This is a genomic window from uncultured Tateyamaria sp., from assembly GCF_947487805.1.
Taxonomy (GTDB): domain Bacteria; phylum Pseudomonadota; class Alphaproteobacteria; order Rhodobacterales; family Rhodobacteraceae; genus Tateyamaria.
This window is the reverse complement of record NZ_CANKXW010000009.1, coordinates 147663-166715: the sequence shown is the minus strand read 5'-3', so window position 1 is coordinate 166715 and position 19053 is coordinate 147663. Positions and strand designations below refer to the sequence as shown.

At 65.2% G+C, this 19053-nt stretch carries 21 protein-coding genes; 14 read left to right on the top strand and 7 right to left on the bottom strand.

Annotation, left to right across the window (positions count from 1 at the left end; translation table 11 throughout):
• Positions 1 to 73: 73 nt before the first annotated feature.
• Positions 74 to 1396, bottom strand: a complete 1323-nt coding sequence (gene miaB / locus Q0949_RS18560; protein WP_299375922.1) for a tRNA (N6-isopentenyl adenosine(37)-C2)-methylthiotransferase MiaB — start codon at positions 1394 to 1396, stop codon at positions 74 to 76.
• Positions 1397 to 1513: 117 nt separating this feature from the next.
• Between miaB and Q0949_RS18555 the strand changes: the two genes are divergently transcribed.
• Positions 1514 to 2380: a hypothetical protein gene (locus Q0949_RS18555; protein ID WP_299375919.1), complete on the top strand. Its 867-nt coding sequence runs from the start codon at positions 1514 to 1516 to the stop codon at positions 2378 to 2380.
• Positions 2381 to 2390: 10 nt separating this feature from the next.
• Here the strand turns inward: Q0949_RS18555 and Q0949_RS18550 are convergent, their stop codons facing one another.
• From Q0949_RS18550 to Q0949_RS18540, 3 genes are all read right to left on the bottom strand, one after another.
• Entirely contained in the window at positions 2391 to 3128 is a 738-nt protein-coding gene (locus Q0949_RS18550; RefSeq protein WP_299375917.1) for a methyl-accepting chemotaxis protein, read from the bottom strand.
• 89 nt (positions 3129 to 3217) lie between these two features.
• The gene (gene irr / locus Q0949_RS18545; RefSeq protein WP_299375914.1) at positions 3218 to 3637 is read right to left on the bottom strand and encodes a Fur family transcriptional regulator Irr; all 420 of its coding nucleotides are present in this window, start codon (positions 3635 to 3637) and stop codon (positions 3218 to 3220) included.
• Positions 3638 to 3710: 73 nt separating this feature from the next.
• Entirely contained in the window at positions 3711 to 4496 is a 786-nt protein-coding gene (locus Q0949_RS18540; protein ID WP_299375911.1) for a 2OG-Fe(II) oxygenase, read from the bottom strand.
• Positions 4497 to 4640: 144 nt separating this feature from the next.
• On the opposite strand from Q0949_RS18540, the gene fabA reads away from it, so the two are divergent.
• The 4 genes from fabA to Q0949_RS18520 all read left to right on the top strand — a co-directional run bounded on the left by fabA (position 4641) and on the right by Q0949_RS18520 (position 7692).
• Positions 4641 to 5150, top strand: a complete 510-nt coding sequence (gene fabA, locus Q0949_RS18535; protein WP_299375908.1) for a bifunctional 3-hydroxydecanoyl-ACP dehydratase/trans-2-decenoyl-ACP isomerase — start codon at positions 4641 to 4643, stop codon at positions 5148 to 5150.
• Between the two features lie 113 nt (positions 5151 to 5263).
• Complete coding sequence (gene fabB / locus Q0949_RS18530; RefSeq protein ID WP_299375905.1) at positions 5264 to 6493, top strand: beta-ketoacyl-ACP synthase I; 1230 nt, start codon at positions 5264 to 5266, stop codon at positions 6491 to 6493.
• Between the two features lie 9 nt (positions 6494 to 6502).
• Positions 6503 to 7294 carry an enoyl-ACP reductase gene (locus Q0949_RS18525; protein WP_299375903.1) on the top strand — a complete coding sequence of 264 codons (792 nt, stop codon included), beginning with the start codon at positions 6503 to 6505 and terminating at the stop codon, positions 7292 to 7294.
• 38 nt (positions 7295 to 7332) lie between these two features.
• Positions 7333 to 7692, top strand: a complete 360-nt coding sequence (locus tag Q0949_RS18520; protein WP_299375900.1) for a hypothetical protein — start codon at positions 7333 to 7335, stop codon at positions 7690 to 7692.
• 54 nt (positions 7693 to 7746) lie between these two features.
• Here Q0949_RS18520 and Q0949_RS18515 read toward each other — a convergent pair whose 3' ends face one another.
• On the bottom strand, positions 7747 to 8181 hold the full coding sequence (locus tag Q0949_RS18515) for a peptidylprolyl isomerase (protein ID WP_299375897.1): 435 nt from the start codon (positions 8179 to 8181) through the stop codon (positions 7747 to 7749).
• Between the two features lie 153 nt (positions 8182 to 8334).
• On the opposite strand from Q0949_RS18515, the gene Q0949_RS18510 reads away from it, so the two are divergent.
• The 9 genes from Q0949_RS18510 to Q0949_RS18470 all read left to right on the top strand — a co-directional run bounded on the left by Q0949_RS18510 (position 8335) and on the right by Q0949_RS18470 (position 17836).
• On the top strand, positions 8335 to 9021 hold the full coding sequence (locus Q0949_RS18510; RefSeq protein ID WP_299375894.1) for a haloacid dehalogenase type II: 687 nt from the start codon (positions 8335 to 8337) through the stop codon (positions 9019 to 9021).
• Positions 9018 to 9836 (top strand): alpha/beta hydrolase, encoded by an 819-nt coding sequence (locus tag Q0949_RS18505; protein ID WP_299375891.1) that lies wholly within the window; start codon positions 9018 to 9020, stop codon positions 9834 to 9836. The genes Q0949_RS18510 and Q0949_RS18505 overlap by 4 nt, the downstream gene beginning before the upstream one ends.
• On the top strand, positions 9833 to 10804 hold the full coding sequence (locus Q0949_RS18500; RefSeq protein WP_299375888.1) for a threonine/serine dehydratase: 972 nt from the start codon (positions 9833 to 9835) through the stop codon (positions 10802 to 10804). The genes Q0949_RS18505 and Q0949_RS18500 overlap by 4 nt, the downstream gene beginning before the upstream one ends.
• A complete protein-coding gene (locus Q0949_RS18495) occupies positions 10801 to 11991 on the top strand; it encodes an endonuclease/exonuclease/phosphatase family protein (RefSeq protein ID WP_299375885.1) in 1191 nt (396 codons plus the stop codon). Before Q0949_RS18500 ends, Q0949_RS18495 begins: the two co-directional genes overlap by 4 nt.
• A gap of 5 nt (positions 11992 to 11996) precedes the next feature.
• A complete protein-coding gene (pcaD, locus tag Q0949_RS18490) occupies positions 11997 to 12785 on the top strand; it encodes a 3-oxoadipate enol-lactonase (protein WP_299375882.1) in 789 nt (262 codons plus the stop codon).
• A gap of 3 nt (positions 12786 to 12788) precedes the next feature.
• Positions 12789 to 14111, top strand: coding sequence for a lyase family protein (locus tag Q0949_RS18485; protein ID WP_299375879.1), 1323 nt, complete (start codon positions 12789 to 12791; stop codon positions 14109 to 14111).
• Complete coding sequence (locus Q0949_RS18480) at positions 14108 to 15337, top strand: TCR/Tet family MFS transporter (protein ID WP_299375877.1); 1230 nt, start codon at positions 14108 to 14110, stop codon at positions 15335 to 15337. Before Q0949_RS18485 ends, Q0949_RS18480 begins: the two co-directional genes overlap by 4 nt.
• A 108-nt stretch (positions 15338 to 15445) precedes the next feature.
• Positions 15446 to 16537, top strand: a complete 1092-nt coding sequence (locus tag Q0949_RS18475; protein WP_299375874.1) for a Zn-dependent alcohol dehydrogenase — start codon at positions 15446 to 15448, stop codon at positions 16535 to 16537.
• 66 nt (positions 16538 to 16603) lie between these two features.
• Positions 16604 to 17836 carry a mandelate racemase/muconate lactonizing enzyme family protein gene (locus tag Q0949_RS18470; protein ID WP_299375872.1) on the top strand — a complete coding sequence of 411 codons (1233 nt, stop codon included), beginning with the start codon at positions 16604 to 16606 and terminating at the stop codon, positions 17834 to 17836.
• Here Q0949_RS18470 and Q0949_RS18465 read toward each other — a convergent pair.
• Together Q0949_RS18465 and Q0949_RS18460 are read right to left on the bottom strand one after the other, a co-directional pair.
• Entirely contained in the window at positions 17833 to 18363 is a 531-nt protein-coding gene (locus tag Q0949_RS18465; RefSeq protein WP_366524057.1) for a CIA30 family protein, read from the bottom strand. The two genes, Q0949_RS18470 and Q0949_RS18465, sit on opposite strands and share 4 nt — an antisense overlap.
• On the bottom strand, positions 18360 to 19052 hold the full coding sequence (locus Q0949_RS18460; RefSeq protein WP_299375870.1) for an RraA family protein: 693 nt from the start codon (positions 19050 to 19052) through the stop codon (positions 18360 to 18362). Before Q0949_RS18460 ends, Q0949_RS18465 begins: the two co-directional genes overlap by 4 nt.
• Position 19053 lies beyond the last annotated feature (1 nt).

Sequence of the window (19053 nt, the reverse complement as noted above, 5' to 3'; positions counted from 1 at the left end):
TTGTGGCTATATTTAGCGCACTTACCAGCTATGACGGGCAATTCGCCATTCAATTTGGCACGGCACGCGGGGTTCAGGCCAATTCTCCGGTCAGAGAATTGGCACCGGCGGCGACGATTCTCACCGGGGCGATGTCACCGATGCCCGCTTGGGCATTGTCGACGTGCACGGCGTGGAGGTAGTCGCTCTTGCCGCCCATCTGACCCGGCAGGCGGCCCGGTTTTTCAAAGAGCACGTTGACGGTGCGGCCGACCATGCCGTTCTGGATGTCGCGTTGCTGGCGCGTGATCAGGGCCTGGAGCCGTTGCAGGCGGTCGTCAGCCTCCGCCGGGTCGACCTGGGGCCGTTCGGCGGCGGGCGTGCCGGGGCGGGTCGAGTATTTGAAGCTGTAGGCGTAGCCGTAGTTCACCGCCTCGACCAGATCGAGCGTGGCCTGGAAATCGGCCTCTGTTTCCTCGGGGAAGCCCACGATGAAGTCGCCCGACATCAGGATATCGGGGCGTGCGGCGCGGATGCGTTCAATCAGGCGCAGATAGCTTTCGGCGGTGTGGCTGCGGTTCATCCGTTTGAGGATGCGGTCGCTGCCCGATTGCACGGGCAGGTGCAGGTAGGGCATCAGCTTGGAACAGGTGCCGTGCGCCTCGATCAGGTCATCGGTCATGTCGTTGGGGTGGCTGGTGGTAAAGCGGATGCGTTCCAGCCCGTCCACCTTGTCCAGATCCCAGATCAGCTTGGCCAGTGTATAATCGGACCCGTCCGGCCCGGCCCCATGATAGGCGTTGACGTTCTGGCCAAGCAGGGTGATTTCGCGCACGCCGCGTTCGACCAGATCGCGCGCCTCGTCGAGGATGCGGGCGGCGGGGCGGCTGACTTCGGCGCCGCGGGTGTAGGGCACCACGCAGAAGGCGCAGAACTTGTCGCAGCCTTCCTGCACGGTCAGGAACGCGGTCGGGCCGCGGCTGGCCTTGGGGCGGGAGGCGAGGCGTTCGAATTTGTCCTCTTCGGGGAAATCGGTGTCGAGGGCCTTTTCGCCCTTGCGGGTCTTGGCCTCCATCTCGGGCAGGCGGTGATAGCTTTGCGGGCCGACGACCAGATCGACCATCGGCTGGCGGCGCATGATCTCGGGGCCTTCGGCCTGGGCCACACAGCCTGCAACGCCGATCTTGAGATCGGGTTTGGCAGCCTTGAGCCCTTTATAGCGGCCCAGTTCGGAATAGATCTTTTCCGCCGCCTTTTCCCGGATGTGGCAGGTGTTGAGCAGGATCATGTCCGCGTCATCGGGTGTCTTGGTCTCGACATAGCCCTGTCCGCCCAGGCTTTCGGCCATGCGTTCGCTGTCATAGACGTTCATCTGGCAGCCGTAGGTCTTGATGAAGAGCTTTTTCGGCGTCGTCATGGGGGCATCCAAAGGGCAAGGGAAATCAGGTGCGCGCTGTACCAGCCCCGTCTGCATCTTGCAATGGAGCGCGGTTTATCCCAATGAAAGGGTTACGGAGTATGTTGCGGTGTGCCCATGCAATTCGACAGCCTGACCCGTCTTATCAAAGACGCCAACGCCCTGCCCAAGAAAGGGCCGGTCGCGGTTGTGCTGGTGGAGGACGATGTGGAGGTCGCCACGACCCTGCGCCATCACATGCAGGCGGGGTTCAAACATGTCATCGCGATGATGCCGGCAGAGTTCGAGCTGCCTGCCGATCTGCATGATACTGTGATCCGCGTCGATTACATGATGGCCAGCGACACCGCGACCCAGGACGCGATCAACCCGTTGATCGCCGCACTGCCTGCGGGCACGTGGATGTACTATTGCTATAACGCGGAATACCTGTTCCACCCGTTTTGCGAGACGCGCACGGTGGGCGAGATGCTGGCCTTTCATACCGAGGAACGGCGCGACGCGATGCTGACCTATGTGGTGGACCTCTATTCCGACGACCTGTGGGCGCATCCCAATGCGGTGGCGCTGGACCGGGCGCATCTGGACCGGTCGGGATATTATGCGCTGGCGCGGCAGGACGCCGATGGCCATGCCAAGGAACGTCAGCTGGATTTCTTTGGCGGGCTGCGCTGGCGCTACGAGGAACATGTGCCGACCGTCCGGCGCAAGATCGACCGGATCGCGCTGTTCAAGACCAAGCCGGGCCTTAAATTGCGCGCCGACCACACGTTCAGCGACGAGGAATACAACACCTATGCCTGCCAATGGCACCACAATCTGACGGCGGCGATCTGTTCGTTCCGCACGGCCAAGGCGCTCAAGCTGAACCCGGGCAGCACGTTCGATATCGAGACGTTCAAATGGCACAACTCTGCCCCGTTCGAATGGCATTCGCGGCAGTTGCTGGATCTGGGGTTGATGGAGCCGGGGCAGTGGTTCTGAGCGCCGCGCGCTAGAGCCGCTCTGTCAGGTCGCGCACCGTGCCGGTCACGGTTGTTGCCGAGCGCTGGATCGCCTCAGACATCGCCTTGACCTCTGTTGCGATCACGCCGAATGCGCGGCCCGCATCCCCGGCGCGCGCGGCCTCGACCGAGGCGTTGAGCGAGATCAGGCGCACCATCTTGCTGATCGACTGGATCTGGGCCACTGCGGTGTCCGCCTCTTTGCTGAGCTGTTCGGCCCAGCGCACGCGGTCGGTTTCCTGTTGCGCGATTTCGCCGTCGAGAATGTCGAGCAGCCCGGCAATTTCCGGCGCCAGTTCGTTGATGATGTAGACAGATGTTTCGCGGTGCGTGGCCTCGGCGGCGTCGGGTTCGTGCACGACCACATGTTGCAGGCGGAACAGCATCCGCGCGGTGACACGGAACGGGTCCGAGCGCTGTGGTGCGCGTTGCAGGCAGGACCGGAACCATGCCAGTGCTTCGGGCTGCACGTCCGGGATGTCGGCGTCGAGATCGAAATAGGGCATCACCCCGTCCAGCGCCTCGCGTGCGCGCGCCATATCCGCGGCCAGCCGTTCGCGATCCTCGGGCGCGTCCATCTGGGAATAGAGTGCACAGTCGTAGTTGAGCCACGTGCCCACGGCGCGGAATTCGTGCGGAACAGCCGCGAGGGCGCGGCATTCCAGCTGCAACTGCCGGGTCAGCGGCGCGGCCTCGGGTGCCGGGGAAGACTGAGCAGAATCAAACACGTCAAATGCACCTGAAAAAATCCGGGGTCCGTGACGGGTACAGAAAAAGTCTTAGGTCTTGGTAAAGCGCAGCCACAAACCTGCGCGGATCAGCCCTTGCGACGCAGCCGGATAACCACATCGACAGAGGCGATTTCCGCCCCTTCGGGTGCATCGGGGATCTGCGCGATCACCAGTTGGTCCGACGGCGCATCGGTCAGCCGCGCGTCATCTTCCCAGAAGAAATGCGGGTGATCGTGGGTGTTTGTGTCGAAATAGCTCTTGGAGCCGTCAACCGTCACCTCTTGCATCAGCCCCGCATCGCAGAACGCCCGCAGCGTGTTGTAGACGGTCGCCAGCGACACGGCCTCGCCCTGATCCTTGGCGGCTTCGAACAGGCTTTCTGCGGTAACGTGGCGGTGTTGGCCATCGCCGATCAGCAATGCGGCCAGCGTCACGCGCTGACGTGTCGGGCGCAGACCTGCGCCTGCGAGCCATGTGCTGCCTACCTGATGCTGATCCTGGGTCATCGTATCCTCGGGTGCCTTTGTCCATATAAAGGGTCAAAACTCTGCAATTCAATCGCAAAAGGCGATTTGCGCATTATGACACACGCCCGAAAAAGCCCATGCGCTCGCTGTCGGAGAAGCTGCGGCCCGGTGTGTCGTAATGCGACAGGACCGCGACGATGCGCGATTGCGCGCCCTGCACCGTGGACACGCGGTGCGCCGTGTTCACCCCCAGAAACACGTTGAGCGTTCCGGCCGTCTGCGGCAGGCGCGTGGGCGTGATCCGCCCGCCGAGCAGGTCCGCGATGCCCGCGTGGTTGGGGTCGTCCTCGGACCGCAGGTTCTGGGCGTATTCGAACACGCCGCCTTCGGACGGTTCCTGCAACAGCAGCGTGGTGGTAAAGATCGACCTGTCAAAGTGCCAGTTCAGCGCCTCGCCCGCGCGATATTCCAGCACGTTCAGCCCGGCCAGCGGGTCGTCCATCACGTGCAGGCGGGGCTTGTCCATCACCGCGGCAAGAAAGGTGGCAAATGCGGGCCACTGATAGATCTCGTCCAGCGGGGTGCCGCGCATCTGGTCATGGCAGAGCGTGTGATTGGCCGTCTCAACCTTGGTCAGCGCCGGGTCATCGGCGGACAGGCCATCGACATGGTCCCTGAAGTAGATGTTGTGCCAGCGGCAGTGATGAAAGGACTCGACCTCCATACGCGGGTGTACGTGCGCCAGCGTGGTGGCCAGCGCCTGGGGGCGCATGAACCCTTCGAAGTTGAAAAGCCCGTCGCGGGCCAGCCCGGCCTTGGCCGTGGCGACGAGGTCGCGCCAGGCGTCCGTGTCCGGACGGTGCAGGGGATAGCGGTCAAGGTCGACAATATGTTCCATGGCGCCACAGTGCAGCCGGTTGCACGCGTGCGCAAGCCCTGCGCGGCTGGGCAGACAGGCCTGCACTTGCACACGCGGGCCGCGCGGTGTTAGACGGGCCAGACCCCAATCAGCGGGGCAAGTGCGCGATGACAAGAGGCCAGTATGGCGAATTACCCCACGAGCTTTGACAAAGATGACCTGCTGAAATGCGCCCGCGGCGAGCTGTTCGGGCCGGGCAATGCCCAGCTGCCGGAACCGCCGATGCTGATGATGGACCGGATCACCGACATCTCGGGCGATGGTGGCGCGCATGGCAAGGGGCATGTGCTGGCCGAGTTCGACATCACGCCGGACCTGTGGTTCTTTGACTGCCATTTCCCGGGCAACCCGATCATGCCCGGTTGCCTCGGCCTCGATGGCCTGTGGCAGCTGACCGGGTTCAACCTGGGCTGGCGCGGCTGGACCGGGCGCGGCTATGCGCTGGGTGTGGGTGAGGTCAAGCTCAAGGGCATGGTGCGGCCCGACCGCAAGATGCTGACCTACAAGATCGACTTTACCAAGGCCGTGCAGACCCGCCGCCTGACCATGGGTGTGGCCGATGGCATCGTCGAGGCCGATGGCGAGGTGATCTATGAGGTCAAGGACATGAAGGTCGCACTCAGCGAAAGCTGACGGCGCGGCGCGGATCGCCCTGCCCGGCGGAGCGCCTTGCAGCAGCCCTATCTGGTTGCGCCATCCCAAGTCATCGTCATAGATAGGACCAAACCTACCAGAGGAGTGCGCCCATGCGCCGGGTCGTCGTCACAGGATTAGGCATCGTTTCATCCATCGGGAACAATGCGGACGAAGTGCTGTCCAGTCTCAAGGCGGGCACATCCGGCATTGTCGCCAGCGAAGACATGGTCGAGCACGGCTTTCGCAGCCAGATCGCCGGCACGCTGAAGCTGGACGTCAAGGACCATGTTGAAAAGCGCGCGCTGCGGTTCATGGGGCCGGGTGCGGCCTATGCCCATATCGCGATGAGCCAGGCGATTGCGGATGCGGGCCTTGAGGAAGGCGACATCGTGAACCCGCGCACCGGGCTGGTCGCAGGCTCCGGCGGGCCATCGACCTCGGCCATGCTGGCCGCGCATCAGACCGTGCTGAGCACCGGCGCGACCAAGCGCATCGGCCCGTTTGCGGTGCCCAAGTGCATGTCCTCGACCATCAGCGCGAATCTCGCCACGGGGTTCAAGATCAAGGGCATCAACTATTCCATCACCAGCGCCTGTTCCACGTCGCTGCACTGTATCGGCAACGCGGCCGAACAGATCATGCTGGGCAAACAGGACGTGATGTTCGCGGGCGGGGCGGAAGAACTCGACTGGACGCTGTCGTGCCTGTTTGACGCGATGGGCGCAATGTCGTCGAAATACAATGACACACCCGCCAAGGCATCCCGCGCCTTTGACGCCGACCGCGACGGGTTCGTGATTTCGGGCGGCGGCGGCATCGTGGTGCTCGAAGAGCTGGAGCACGCGCGTGCGCGCGGAGCCAGGATCTATGCCGAGGTCACCGGCTATGCCGCAACCTCGGACGGTCACGACATGGTGGCCCCCTCCGGCGAGGGCGGCGAACGCGCCATGCGCGCAGCCCTCGAAACGCTGCCCGAAGGGCGCACGGTCAGCTATATCAACGCGCACGGCACGTCGACCCCCGTGGGCGATGTGGGCGAGATCGAAGCGGTACGCCGCGTCTTTGGCCAAGGCACCACGCCGCCCGTCAGTTCGACCAAGTCGATGACCGGCCACGCGCAGGGTGCGGCAGGCGCGCTCGAGGCGATCTTCAGCCTGTTGATGCTGGAGCATGATTTCATCACGCCGTCGATCAACGTCGAAACGCTCGACCCCGCGCTCGATCCATCCGAGATCGCGACGCAGATGCGGGCCGATGCGGGGCTTGATTCCGTTATGACAAATTCATTCGGCTTTGGCGGCACAAACGGATCGATGATCCTGTCCAGATTTCACGGGTAAGAGTTTCATATGTCAGAATTGCTTAAGGGAAAACGCGGCCTCGTCATGGGCGTGGCCAATGATCGCTCCATTGCGTGGGGCATCGCCAAGGCGCTGTCGGAGGCGGGGGCCGAGCTGGCCTTTACCTACCAGGGCGAGGCATTCGGCAAGCGGCTGGAGCCGCTGGCGGCCAGCGTCGGGTCGGATTTCATGGTCGATGTGGACGTCACCGATGACGCATCGCTCGATGCGGCCTTTGACGCACTTGGCGCACGCTGGCCCACGATCGACTTTGTCGTGCACGCCATCGCCTTTTCCGACAAGGCAGAGCTGACAGGCCGGTTCCTCAACACCAGCCGCGCGAACTTCAAGCATTCGATGGACATCTCGGCCTATTCGTTCATCGAGGTGGCGCGCCGCGCGCATCCCCTGATGATCGACAATGGCGGCACGCTCCTGACGCTGACGTATCAAGGCTCAAACCGGGTGGTGCCCAACTACAACGTGATGGGTGTGGCCAAGGCCGCACTGGAATCGGCCACGCGCTATCTGGCCAATGACCTCGGCCCCGAAGGCATCCGCGTCAACGCGATCTCGCCCGGCCCGATGAAAACGCTGGCCGGTGCTGCCATCGGCGGCGCGCGCAAGACCTACAAGCACACCGACCAGAACGCCCCGCTGCGCTCCAACGCGACGCTCGAGGCGGTAGGTGGCACCGCCGTCTACCTGTGCTCGGATGCGGGCGCCTGCACGACCGGAGAGATCATCCGCGTCGATGGCGGTTTCCACGTGCTGGGCATGCCGCAGCCTGACCATCTCTAGGTCAAAATTTCGCCGAATCCCGCGGCTATGCCGGTGCCATGAAACCGGCACAGCATACCCACGACCGCGTCCTCGCACGCCGCAACGCCCGCGCGCGCCGGTCCCGCTGGTTGGGCCGCGCGCTGTGGTCGCTGACGGGGATCGGGCTGATGTCGGTGCTGCGCCTCTACCCCGAGGCAACGGCGGACGCTTTGGCCTATCTGCATGACGTGCCACCCCGCACGACCCAGGCAACGCTGACACAGCCAGAAACGGTCGAGGTGCGGCACATGCCGCGCGACACGGTGCCGGTCCGCCGAGCCGGGGCGCTGGCCCTGACCGGGCCAGACCCGGTCGCACCGCAAACCCAGGCCAATACCCTCGGCCAAACCTTGCGCGATCTGAAACCGGGTGGCTGACGGGACGGTGGGCGGGGCGCCTTTGCCGGAACGGCAAACAGCGTCCGACCGGCGTCACGCGCCGTCGAAGGACACCACTTCGAAATCGAATTTCAGGTCCTTGCCCGCAAGCGGGTGATTGGCGTCCAGCATGACCTCTTCGTCGCCCACCTCAACCACGGTAACCGGCATCGGCTGGCCCTGCGGCGTCTGCATCTGCAACTGCAAGCCAACTTCCAGTGGGATCTCCGCCGGGATCGCATCGCGCGGCACGCCCTGCTGCAAGGCCGGGTTGATTGCGCCGTAAGCCTGATCACACGGGATCTGCACGGTCTTCTTCTCGCCCGCACTCATGCCCGGCAGCGCCACATCGAGACCCGGAATGATCTGGCCCGATCCCACAACAAATTCCAGCGGGTCGCGCCCGTCCGAGCTGTCAAAGACGGTGCCGTCCAGCAAAGTCCCCGTGTAATGGATACGGACCGTATCCCCGTCCTTGATTGCGGCCATCTCGTCTTCTCCCAACGTTTTCTGTCACTTGAAACAGGTGCCACACCCTGCCCGCCATTGGCAGTAGGGTAAACCCCACCTTCCCCCTTTTCGTTCGCCCGCCCCCGTGCCAGTCTGTCCACCGTGCCAGACTGCCCCCACGAAGGAGCACCCATGCCAATCACCACCTGTATCTTCGACGCCTATGGCACCCTGTTCGATGTGGCCGCCGCCGCGCGGCAGGCCGCGGCCGAGCCGGACTTTGCCGCCATCAAGGACACCTGGCCCGACATTGCCGAACAGTGGCGCCTGAAACAGCTGCAATATACATGGCTGCGCGCCATCACCGGCGATCACACCGATTTCTGGCGCGTCACCCAGGACGGGCTCGACTGGGCGCTGCAAAAGACCGGGCACGACAACGACCTCACATTGCGCGAGCGCCTGCTGGCGCTCTATTGGGAACTGCAAGCCTACCCTGAAGTGCCCGCAATGCTGCAGCGCCTCAAATCCGCCGGGCTCAACACGGCGATCCTGTCCAATGGCTCGCCCGACATGTTGAACGGGGCGGTGCAATCGGCAGGCATCGGCAATGTTCTGGACGATTGCCTGTCGGTCGAAAGCGTGGGCATCTTCAAACCCGACGCACGGGTCTATGACCTGGTGGGTGCGCGCTTTGGCTGCGCGCGCGACGAGGTGCTGTTCGTGTCGTCCAACGGCTGGGACGCGGCGGGGGCTGCGGGCTATGGGTTCTCGACCGTCTGGGTCAACCGCGCGGGCGAGCCGATGGACCGTCTGCCATCGGTGCCCGGCACCGTTCTGGGTGATCTGACCGGCATTCCGGACGTCGCTGGCGCATGAGCCGGTTTCAGACATCGGACGGGCTGTCGCTTTATTTCGAGGACAGCGGCGCTGGCCTGCCGCTCCTGTGTCTGCCGGGCCTCACCCGCACCACACAGGATTTCCAATACGTCGCCCCCCATCTGCCGTCCTGCCGCCTGATTGCCATGGATTACCGCGGGCGCGGGCAATCGGACCGGGACGCCAACTGGCAAAACTACACTCTGCCCATCGAGATCCGCGATGTGATGGAGCTGATGGACCACCTGTCGCTGAACGCGGCGGCGATCCTTGGCACCTCGCGGGGCGGGTTGAACGCGATGGGGCTGGCTGCCACAGCGCCAGACCGGCTGCTTGGCGCCGCCCTGAACGACGTTGGCCCGGAACTGGACGCGGGCGGGCTTGCCGGGATCATGACCTATCTGGGCCGCCGCCCCGCCGCCCGCACCATCGAAGAGGCCGCCGCCGCCCTGCCCCACGTCCTGCACGGTTTTGCGAACGTCCCTCCCGCGCGCTGGCTGCAAGAGGCGCGCACGCATTTCACCCAGACCGCGGACGGCCTCGACATCACCTATGACCCGAAACTGCGCGACGCGGTCGAGGCGGGCGGTGCCGTGGCCGACCTCTGGCCGTTCTTTGACGCACTGGCGGGCAAGCCGCTGTGCCTGATCCGCGGGGCCGGGTCCGACCTGCTGACCCGTGCGACGGCACAAAAGATGCAGGACCGCCGCCCCGACATGATCTATGCCGAGGTGCCGGACCGGGGGCATATCCCCTTTCTGGACGAACCCGAGGCGCTGGCCGCCCTCAAGACCTGGATGGAGCAGATGGCATGAACATCGAGATGATCCGCGCCGCCGCAGAGCGCCTGACCGGCCATGCCCGCGAAACGCCGTTGCTGAGTTCCCCGTTTCTGAACGAGATCGCCGGGCGCAGGGTCTGGGTCAAGCCGGAATGCCTGCAGCACACGGGCAGTTTCAAGTTCCGCGGCGCGTGGTCGGCAGTGTCGGCCCTGGACGACCGGGTGCGCAGCCGCGGTGTCATCGCCTTTTCCAGCGGCAACCACGCACAGGGGGTGGCGCTGGCCGCGCAACTGCACGGGGTGCCTGCGGTCATCGTGATGCCGCGCGATGCGCCCGCGCTGAAAATCGACAACACCCGCGCGCTGGGGGCCGAGGTGGTCCTTTATGAACGCGGCAGCGAAGACCGCGACATCATCGGCGCGCAGCTGGCGCAAGAGCGTGGCCTGACGCTGATCAAGCCGTTCGACGAGCCGCAAGTGATCGCCGGTCAAGGCACCACGGGGCTGGAGATCGCGGCGCAGGCGCAGGCCGTGGGTGTCACGGCAGCGGACGTTCTGGTGTGCTGCGGCGGCGGCGGGCTGACGGGCGGCATCGCGCTGGCGCTGGAGGCCGAGGCCCCCGGCCTGCGCGTGCGCCCGGTCGAGCCCGAGGGGTTCGACGATGTGGCGCGGTCGCTGCGGTCGGGCGGGATCGAACGCAACAACGCCACCTCCGGCAATCTGTGCGATGCAATCATCACTCCGCAGCCGGGCGACATCACATTTCCGATCATGCAGCGGCTGTGCGGCCCCGGTCTGGTCGTGACCGAGGACGAGGCGCTGCGGGCCATGGCGCTGGCCTTTGTCCGCCTCAAGCTGGTGGCGGAACCGGGCGGGGCGGTGGCCCTTGCTGCCGCATTGTGTCGGCAGGACGCCATAGAAGGCGAGGACGTGATCGTCACGATTTCGGGCGGCAATGTCGACCCGGATATATTTGCGCAAAGTCTGGACACATTGACATGACCGAATTCACCATCGCCAGTTTCAACGTCAAGAACCTGATTGGCCCCGATCAGGAATATTACCGGTTCCAAAGCTACACGCCCGAGGAATACGCCTGGAAGGCCGATTGGCTGTCCGAACAGATCCAGACGATGGATGCCGATATCGTGGGGTTTCAGGAAATATTCGAGGAACCAGCCCTGCGCGACGTCATCGATCAGGCAGACCGCGAGGGGGCCGAGGGCAATGCCGCCCATATTCCCGGTCCGAACAAGCGCTATCGGCGCAAGGCGATCTTTCGCAAACTGGCCTACCGCCCTTACACGCAAGCAAGCCTGGCCGTGGCACCCAACATCAATGACGGCGCACCGGGACAACGACGTCCCGGCGTGGCGATCCTGTCGCGGCTGGGATTTGTCGGGGCGCCGGAAATCATTCAGGAACTGGACACGCCGCTCGACATCGACTTTGGCCCGATGGGACCGGATGGGGGCGGCAGCTTTCGCCTGACGCGGCTGAGCCGTCCGATCCTCAAGGTGCGGGTCCCGGTAGGGGATCACGTGATCACCGTGTTCAATTGCCATCTGAAATCCAAACTGGGCGAGTTCGTGCGCCCCGAAGGTGCGGCCTTTCCCCCGGAAATCGACCTGACCGAATATGATCCCGTGGCGCGGGCGCTGGGGGCGGTGCGGTCGTCGCTGCGCCGCATGGCCGAGGCCTGGGTGCTGCGCCGCGCCATCGTCGCAGAGCTGGAGGCAGGCAACCCGGTCATGGCCATGGGGGATTTCAACGATGGCGAACACGCCGTCAGTTCGGAAATCATCAGCGGCGAGCATCCGTTCAAGAACTATGCCTGGATGCTGCGCCATGACGCCGAGACACCGCGCGACCGCTACAGCGCCGAGGAAGACGTGCAGATCCGCGAGGCCATTGACGCCGTGCGCCTGCATTCGGCGGAAAAACAGTTCGTGCGCAAATCCACGCGGGACATGGTCTATACGGCAGCGTTTGGCGGGGTCTATGAGAGCATCGACCAGATCTTTATGTCGCGCCACTTTCTGCCTGACGCAAGGGACAGCATCGGGCAGATGGACTATTTCAGCGTGTTGAACGATCATCTCACCGATGGCAGCCATGCCGAGGCCCCCTATAACAAGCTGGCCTCGGATCACGGGCAGATCATTGCACATATGCGACTGAGGGACTGACATTCATGCACATGGCCGACCTGGGCGACGTTCGCCTGCATTTCCGCATCGACGGGCCCAAGGATGGCGCGCCGGTGGTCTTTGCCAATTCGCTCGGCACGGACATGCGGCTGTGGGATCCGATCCTGCCGCTGCTGCCTGCGGGGCTGCGCATCCTGCGCTATGACAAGCGGGGGCATGGGCTGTCTACTTGCCCCAATGGGCCCTATGCCATGGGCACGCTGGTCAGCGACGTGGAGCGGTTGATGGAGCGCACCGGCTTCGCCGGGGCTTGTTTTGTGGGCCTGTCCATCGGTGGGTTGATCGCGCAGGGGCTGGCGGTCAAGCGGCTGGATCTGGTGCGGTCGATGGTGCTGTCCAACACCGGTGCCAAGATCGGGACCAAGGATATGTGGGCCGACCGGATCGCCGCTGTCGAGGCCGGCGGAATCGAGGCGCTGGCCGATGCCACGATGGAGCGGTGGTTTTCCCGGGCGTTCCTTGACACACCCGAGCTTGAGCTGTGGCGCAACCTGTTGGTGCGGCAGCCGGATGCGGGATATGCGGGCTGTTCGGCGGCCATTTCCGGGTCGGATTTCTATGCGACGACGGCGACGCTGCGGCTGCCGACGCTGGGCATTGCGGGCAGCGAGGACGGTGCCACCCCGCCCGATCTGGTGCGCGAGACGGTGGATCTGGTGCCGGGCAGCCGCTTTCACCTGATCCGGCGGGCAGGCCACCTGCCCTGTGTGGAGCAGCCGCAGGAATACGCGGAGACGCTCACCCAGTTCCTGACGTCCACGGGGCATATCTGATCCATGGCGGCGAGCGTCTTTTCCTCGGCCTTGTATGGGCCGCTGTTTGCGACGGGCGAGGTCGGGCGGCTGTGGTCGGACAGCGCCGAGGTGCGCGCCATGTTGCTGGTCGAGGGCGCGCTGGCCAAGGTGCAGGGCGCGCAAGGCGTGATCCCCGAGCTGAGCGCCGCCTTTATCCATCGCTCGAGCCTTGAGGTGCAGATTGATCCCGCGGGCCTGTCGGATGCCACCGCCCGCAACGGGGTCAGCGTGCCGGGCCTCGTCACCGCCTTTCGCGCGGCGATGGAAGCGCCGGAACACGCGCAGTTCGCCCATTGGGGGGCCACCAGTCAGGACATCATCGACACAGGCCTGATGCTGCGCCTGCGCCAGACGCTAAGCGCGCTGGAGGCTCGCCTGCGAGATGTTCTGACAGGGCTGGGAACCCAGGCGGCGGCCCATGCGGATCTGCCCATGCCTGCGCGCACTTACGGCCAGCATGCCACGGTCACGTCCTGGGGTGCCGTTCTGGCGCAATGGGGTGCGCCGCTGGCCGATGCGCTTGAGGCGCTGCCGGATCTGCGGGCGCAATCGCTGTGGGTGTCGCTGAGCGGGGCGTCGGGCACGGGTGCCGCGCTGGGGCCGGAGGCCGCCGCGACGCGGGCCGCTTTGGCCGAGGCATTGCGGCTGGGCGATCCGGGGCGCAGCTGGCACACGGACCGTGGCCCGATCCTGCGCATCGCGGCGTGGATGGCGCAGGTGGTCGCGTCTCTGGCCGGCTTGGGACAGGGGCTGATTGGCCTGACCGGGTCGGACACGGGCGAGGTCACGCTGGGCGGTGCCGGGTCGTCCTCGACCATGCCGCAGAAACAGAACCCCGTCGCACCCTCGGTGCTGGTTGCCCTCGGGCACCAGATGGCCGGGCTGCGCGCCAGCCTGCAAGCGGCCGCAGCACATCAGCACCAGCGCGATGGCGCGGCGTGGTTCACCGAATGGATGGTGCTGCCGCAGATCGCGCTCTGCACCGCCAGTGCCGTGGAAACCGCAGCCAAGCTGCTGCCGGAGGTGCAGCCCGCGCCTGCGCGCATGGCAGATCATCTGGGCGGCTTGGGCCTTTTGCACGCCGAAGCGCTCAGCTTTGCTCTGGCCGCGACGATGCCGCGTCCCGAGGCACAGGCCGAGACCAAGGCGCTGGTGGCCGCGGCCATCGTCACTGGCACGCCACTGCGCAAGGTGGCGCGGGATGCGCACCCTGCCCTGTCCGAAGACCTGTTTTCACCGGCGGCGCAAATGGGCGACGCGCCACGGGAGGCCCGCGCCTTTGCCGCAAGGGTGGCCGCATTTTGAGACTGCCGGTCCTCTTTATCCTGCTGACGGTGATGATCGATGCCATGGGGATCGGTTTGATCGTGCCGGTCATGCCCGACCTGATCCAGGAAGTGCAGGGCACGGGCCTTGGCACCGCCGCCCTCTGGGGCGGTGTGCTGGCCACGACCTTTGCCGCGATGCAGTTCCTGTTCGGCCCTCTTTTGGGCGCGCTGTCGGACCGGTTCGGGCGGCGGCCCGTGCTGCTGTCGTCGCTGGTGGTGCTGTGTGCCGACTATCTGGTGATGGCGGTGGCCGGTTCCATGTGGCTGCTGGTTGCGGGCCGGGTCGTGGGCGGTATCACCGCCGCCACGCAGTCGACCGCCAATGCCTATATGGCCGACATCTCGGCACCCGAGGAGAAGGCCGCGAATTTCGGCCTGATCGGTGCCGCCTTTGGCATGGGGTTCGTGCTGGGGCCGGTCATGGGCGGGTTTCTGGCCGAATACGGCACCCGCGCACCGTTCTATGCCGCCGCAGCCCTGGCGGCCGCCAACGCGGTCTTTGGCTATCTGGTGCTGACCGAAACCGTGAATGACCGCATCCGCCGTCCGATGTCGTGGTGGCGCGCCAACCCGCTGGGCGTGTTCTGGCAACTGGGCCGCCTGCCCGGTCTGGGGCCGCTTCTCTTGGTGTTCTTCATCTACCAGGTGGCCTTTGTCGTGTATCCGTCGATCTGGGCCTATTACACCGCCGAGCGGTTTGACTGGTCGCCGGGGATGGTGGGGCTGTCGCTGGGTCTGTTCGGCGTGTCCATGGCCATCGTGCAGGGGGGGCTGATCCGCCCGATCCTGCGGGTGCTGGGCGAACGCGGGGCGGTCATCTATGGGCATGTCGCGGATGTTGGCGTCTTCCTGCTGATCGGCGTGGTCAGTTCGGGCACCTTGCTCTTGATCCTGACCCCTATCGCGGCGTTGCCTGCGGTGATCACGCCCGCGCTGCAGGGGATCATGTCCAAGGCCGTGGGCGACGACCAACAGGGCGAGTTGCAGGGGGCGCTGACCTCGATCGCGGCACTTGCCACGATCCTGTCGCCGCTGATGATGACCAGCATGTTCTATACATTCACCAAGGCGGATGCCGATCTGTACATCCCCGGCGCGCCGTTCTTTCTGGCCGGGGCGCTGGTCGCCGTGGCGCTGATGGTGTTCCTGATCACGCACAGATCGGTGAAACCCGCGGACATCAGCGACACGCTTGGGTCCTGAAACGTCGGAAACTGTCTTGCAGTGCCAGGGATCCTGCGGCACCGTCCGTGAAAACCGGAACGGGATCAAAACCGCCGTAACTCAAACGCGGCGGAGCAAGGGACGAATATGCAAACAATCAAAGCCGCCGTGTGCCACGAATTCGGCGCGCCGCTTGTGGTCGAGGACATCCTGCTGCGCGCGCCAGAGATGGGCGAAGTCGAGGTGACGCTGGATGCGGTGGCAATCTGCCACTCCGACATCTCTTATGCCAGCGGGGCATGGGGCGGCAGCCTGCCTGCGGTCTACGGCCATGAGGCGGCAGGCGTCGTCAGCGCGGTTGGAACGGGCGTCACCGGGCTCACGCCAGGCGATCACGTGGTTGTCACGCTGATCCGGTCCTGCGGCACCTGCCCGTCCTGCGCGGGCGGCAAGCCCACGATCTGCGAGACGCCCTATGACGGCGACAAGGGCCCGATCCGCACTCGGGACGACACCAAGCTGCATCAGGCCATGGCCTGCGGGGCCTTTGCCGAAAAGGTGGTGGTGGACCAGAAACAACTGGTCAAGATCCCCGGCGACATCGCGAAAGAGGCCGCCTCCCTCATCGCCTGCGGCGTGATCACCGGCGTGGGTGCCGTGGTGAATGCCGCCGGGTTGCGCGCCGGTCAGGACGTTGTGGTCATCGGCGCGGGCGGCGTTGGCCTGAACGCCATTCAGGGCGCGCGCATTGCCGGGGCGCGGCGCATCGTGGCCGTGGACATGACCGAGGACAAGCTGGAGGACGCCAAGGCCTTTGGTGCGACCCATGGCGTGCTGGCGACGGTCAAATCGCCCTGGCGCGCCAGCTACAAGGCGCTGGGGGGCAAGGGGGCCGAGGCGGTGATCGTCACGGTTGGGGCTATCCCCGCCTATGAACAGGCGCCGCGTTACCTCGGGAGAGGCGGCAAGGTGATCATGGTCGGCATGCCGCATTCGGGTGCCATGACGGAATACGAGCCGGTGATGCTGGCCGCGACGGGTCAGGGCATGGTCGGCTCCAAGATGGGGGACGTAGTGATCCAGCGCGACATTCCGTGGATGATCGACCTTTATCAACAGGGGCGGTTGCAGCTGGACAGTCTGATTTCTGGCCGCTGGTCTCTGGACCAGATCAACGAGGCCATCGAAGACACCAAATCCGGCACGGCACGGCGGAACGTTATCCTGTTTGACAGGTAGGAGGGGGCCAGCCCCCGCCCTTCGGGCCCCCCGGAGTTTATTTGGCAAGATGAAGGAGCCTGTGCGGTGAAATTGAAAGATCTGGATATCATCGTGACCGCTCCGCCTGCGCCGGGGTGGGGCGGGCGCTATTGGATATTGGTCAAGCTGACCACGGATGATGGCATTGTCGGCTGGGGCGAGTGTTATGCCGCGTCGGTGGGGCCGGAGGCGATGCGCGGCGTGATCGAGGACGTGTTTGATCGGCACATGGCGGGCGAGAACCCGGAAAACATCGAGCTGATGTTCCGCCGCGCCTATTCGTCGGGGTTCACGCAGCGGCCCGACCTGACGGTGATGGGCGCGTTTTCGGGGTTGGAGATTGCCTGTTGGGACATCCTCGGCAAGGCGCGCGGGCGGCCTGTGCATGCGCTGCTGGGCGGGCGGATGAACGACCGGATCCGGGCCTATACCTACCTTTATCCGTTGCCGCATCATGATCTGAACGCGTTCTGGACATCACCCGAGATGGCGGCGGAGGCGGCGCTGGACTGTGTCGCGCGCGGCTATACCGCGGTGAAGTTCGACCCGGCGGGGCCTTACACGATGCGCGGCGGGCATATGCCGGGGATGCGCGACATTGCGCTGTCGGTGGCGTTCTGCAAGGCGATCCGCGCCGCCGTGGGCGACCGGGCCGATCTGCTTTTTGGCACGCATGGGCAGTTCACGACCGCTGGGGCCATCCGGTTGGGTCAGGCGCTGGAGCCCTACAGCCCCTTGTGGTTCGAAGAGCCCATTCCGCCGGATGCGGTCGAGGAGATGGCCAAGGTGGCGCGCGCGGTGCGCATCCCTGTGGCCACGGGCGAGCGGCTGACCACCAAGGCCGAGTTTGCGCCCGTGCTGCGCAGCGGTGCGGCGCCCATCGTGCAGCCCGCCCTGGGCCGTGCCGGTGGCATCTGGGAGATGAAGAAGGTTGCCGCCATTGCCGAGGTCTACAATGCGCAGATGGCGCCGCATCTTTATGCCGGGCCGGTGGAGTGGGCGGCGAACATCCATCTGGCGGCCTCGATTCCGAACATTCTGATGTGCGAGACGATCGAGACATCGTTCCACGACCAGCTGATCAAGGGCAGCATTCGGGTCGAGGACGGGTTCATCACACCGCCCGACACGCCCGGTCTGGGCATCGAGGTGGACGAAGACCTGGCGCGCGCGCATCCCTTTACCGGGGACGGGTTGCATTTGCAGATGCAGGAGCCGCCTTGCGACTATGTCAATGGCAACAATTTCGAAGGGGGCGCGCCCGCGCCGCGCGACTAGCGGTAGAGGCGCACGCCGGACACGGCGATGTTGGCCTGCATCTCGCGGCCGATGGCGAGGATGCCGATGCGGCGCAGGCGGGACGGATCGAACGCGGCGTCGGTGCGGTGGGGCACAAAGGCCGCAAAGGGCAGCCGCAGGGTTGTCCACGCGGGCGGGACCGTCACGCTGGTGCGAAAGGATTGCCAGGGTCGGGTCAGCGCGTCGGTGCGCAAGCGGATGTCGTAGTCCTCTCCGTTTCCGCGCAGATCGAGGGCGATGCCAGTATAGCCGGACGCATCGAACACCGCGCCACCCGCCAGATCAAACGCGATCTGGACAAAGCCCCCATTGTTGTCGAGCGACACCGTGCCGGTCAGGCGCGTGGCCTGCCGCCCGTCCACTGTCTCAAGGCGTGCGGCCCCTTGCGAGACACCGCCCATGACCGTGTCGGCCACATATTCCCAGTCGGGTTCCAGTTCCATCGTCTGCCCCATCCCCATGCAGGGCAGACATAGCAGCATCAGCGCCGCTGCCCAGCGGGTCACGTGCGCGCAGCCTCGAACGCGGCCCAGATGCTTTCGAATTCGTCAAAGGTCACGCGCTTGCCCTTGACCCCGTCGAACACGATGGCCTCGGACCGCATCAGGGTCGCGATGGCATCAGCAAGGTGCGGGATCACGTCCTCCGGCACCACAACGGCACCGTGGCGGTCCGCGTGGACCAGATCACCGGGTCGGATGTCCAGGCCAAAGATGCGCACGGGCGTGTCGTAATCCACCACGTGCACAAAGCCGTGGCTGGGGCCGATGGACCCGGCGACCACCGGATAGCCTTCGGCCACGTCGCCCAGATCGCGCATCACCCCGTCGGTGAGCGTTCCGGCCAGACCAAACGCCTTGTGGATGTTGGTGTTCACCTCGCCCCAATAGGCGCCGATGGCGGCGGGCACATCCAGATCCTGCACCACGCAAACGGAGGGGCGATCCCCCTCGGACATGTAGCGGTAATAGGCCATGCGCCGTGCCTTGATCACCTCCGGTGCTTCGGTCGGCGGGGCCACGGCGCGGATACGGGCGGTGCGGGCATAGCCGACCATCACACCATCCGGGTCCGAGGCCAGCATCGTGCCGCGGGTAAAGCCGTTGAACCCGCGCTTGCCCTGCGCGACCTCGATGGCGTTGCAGACCGTGGGCGTGTCGACCGATTTCAGCAGGTCATGCAGGGCGCTGTCCATA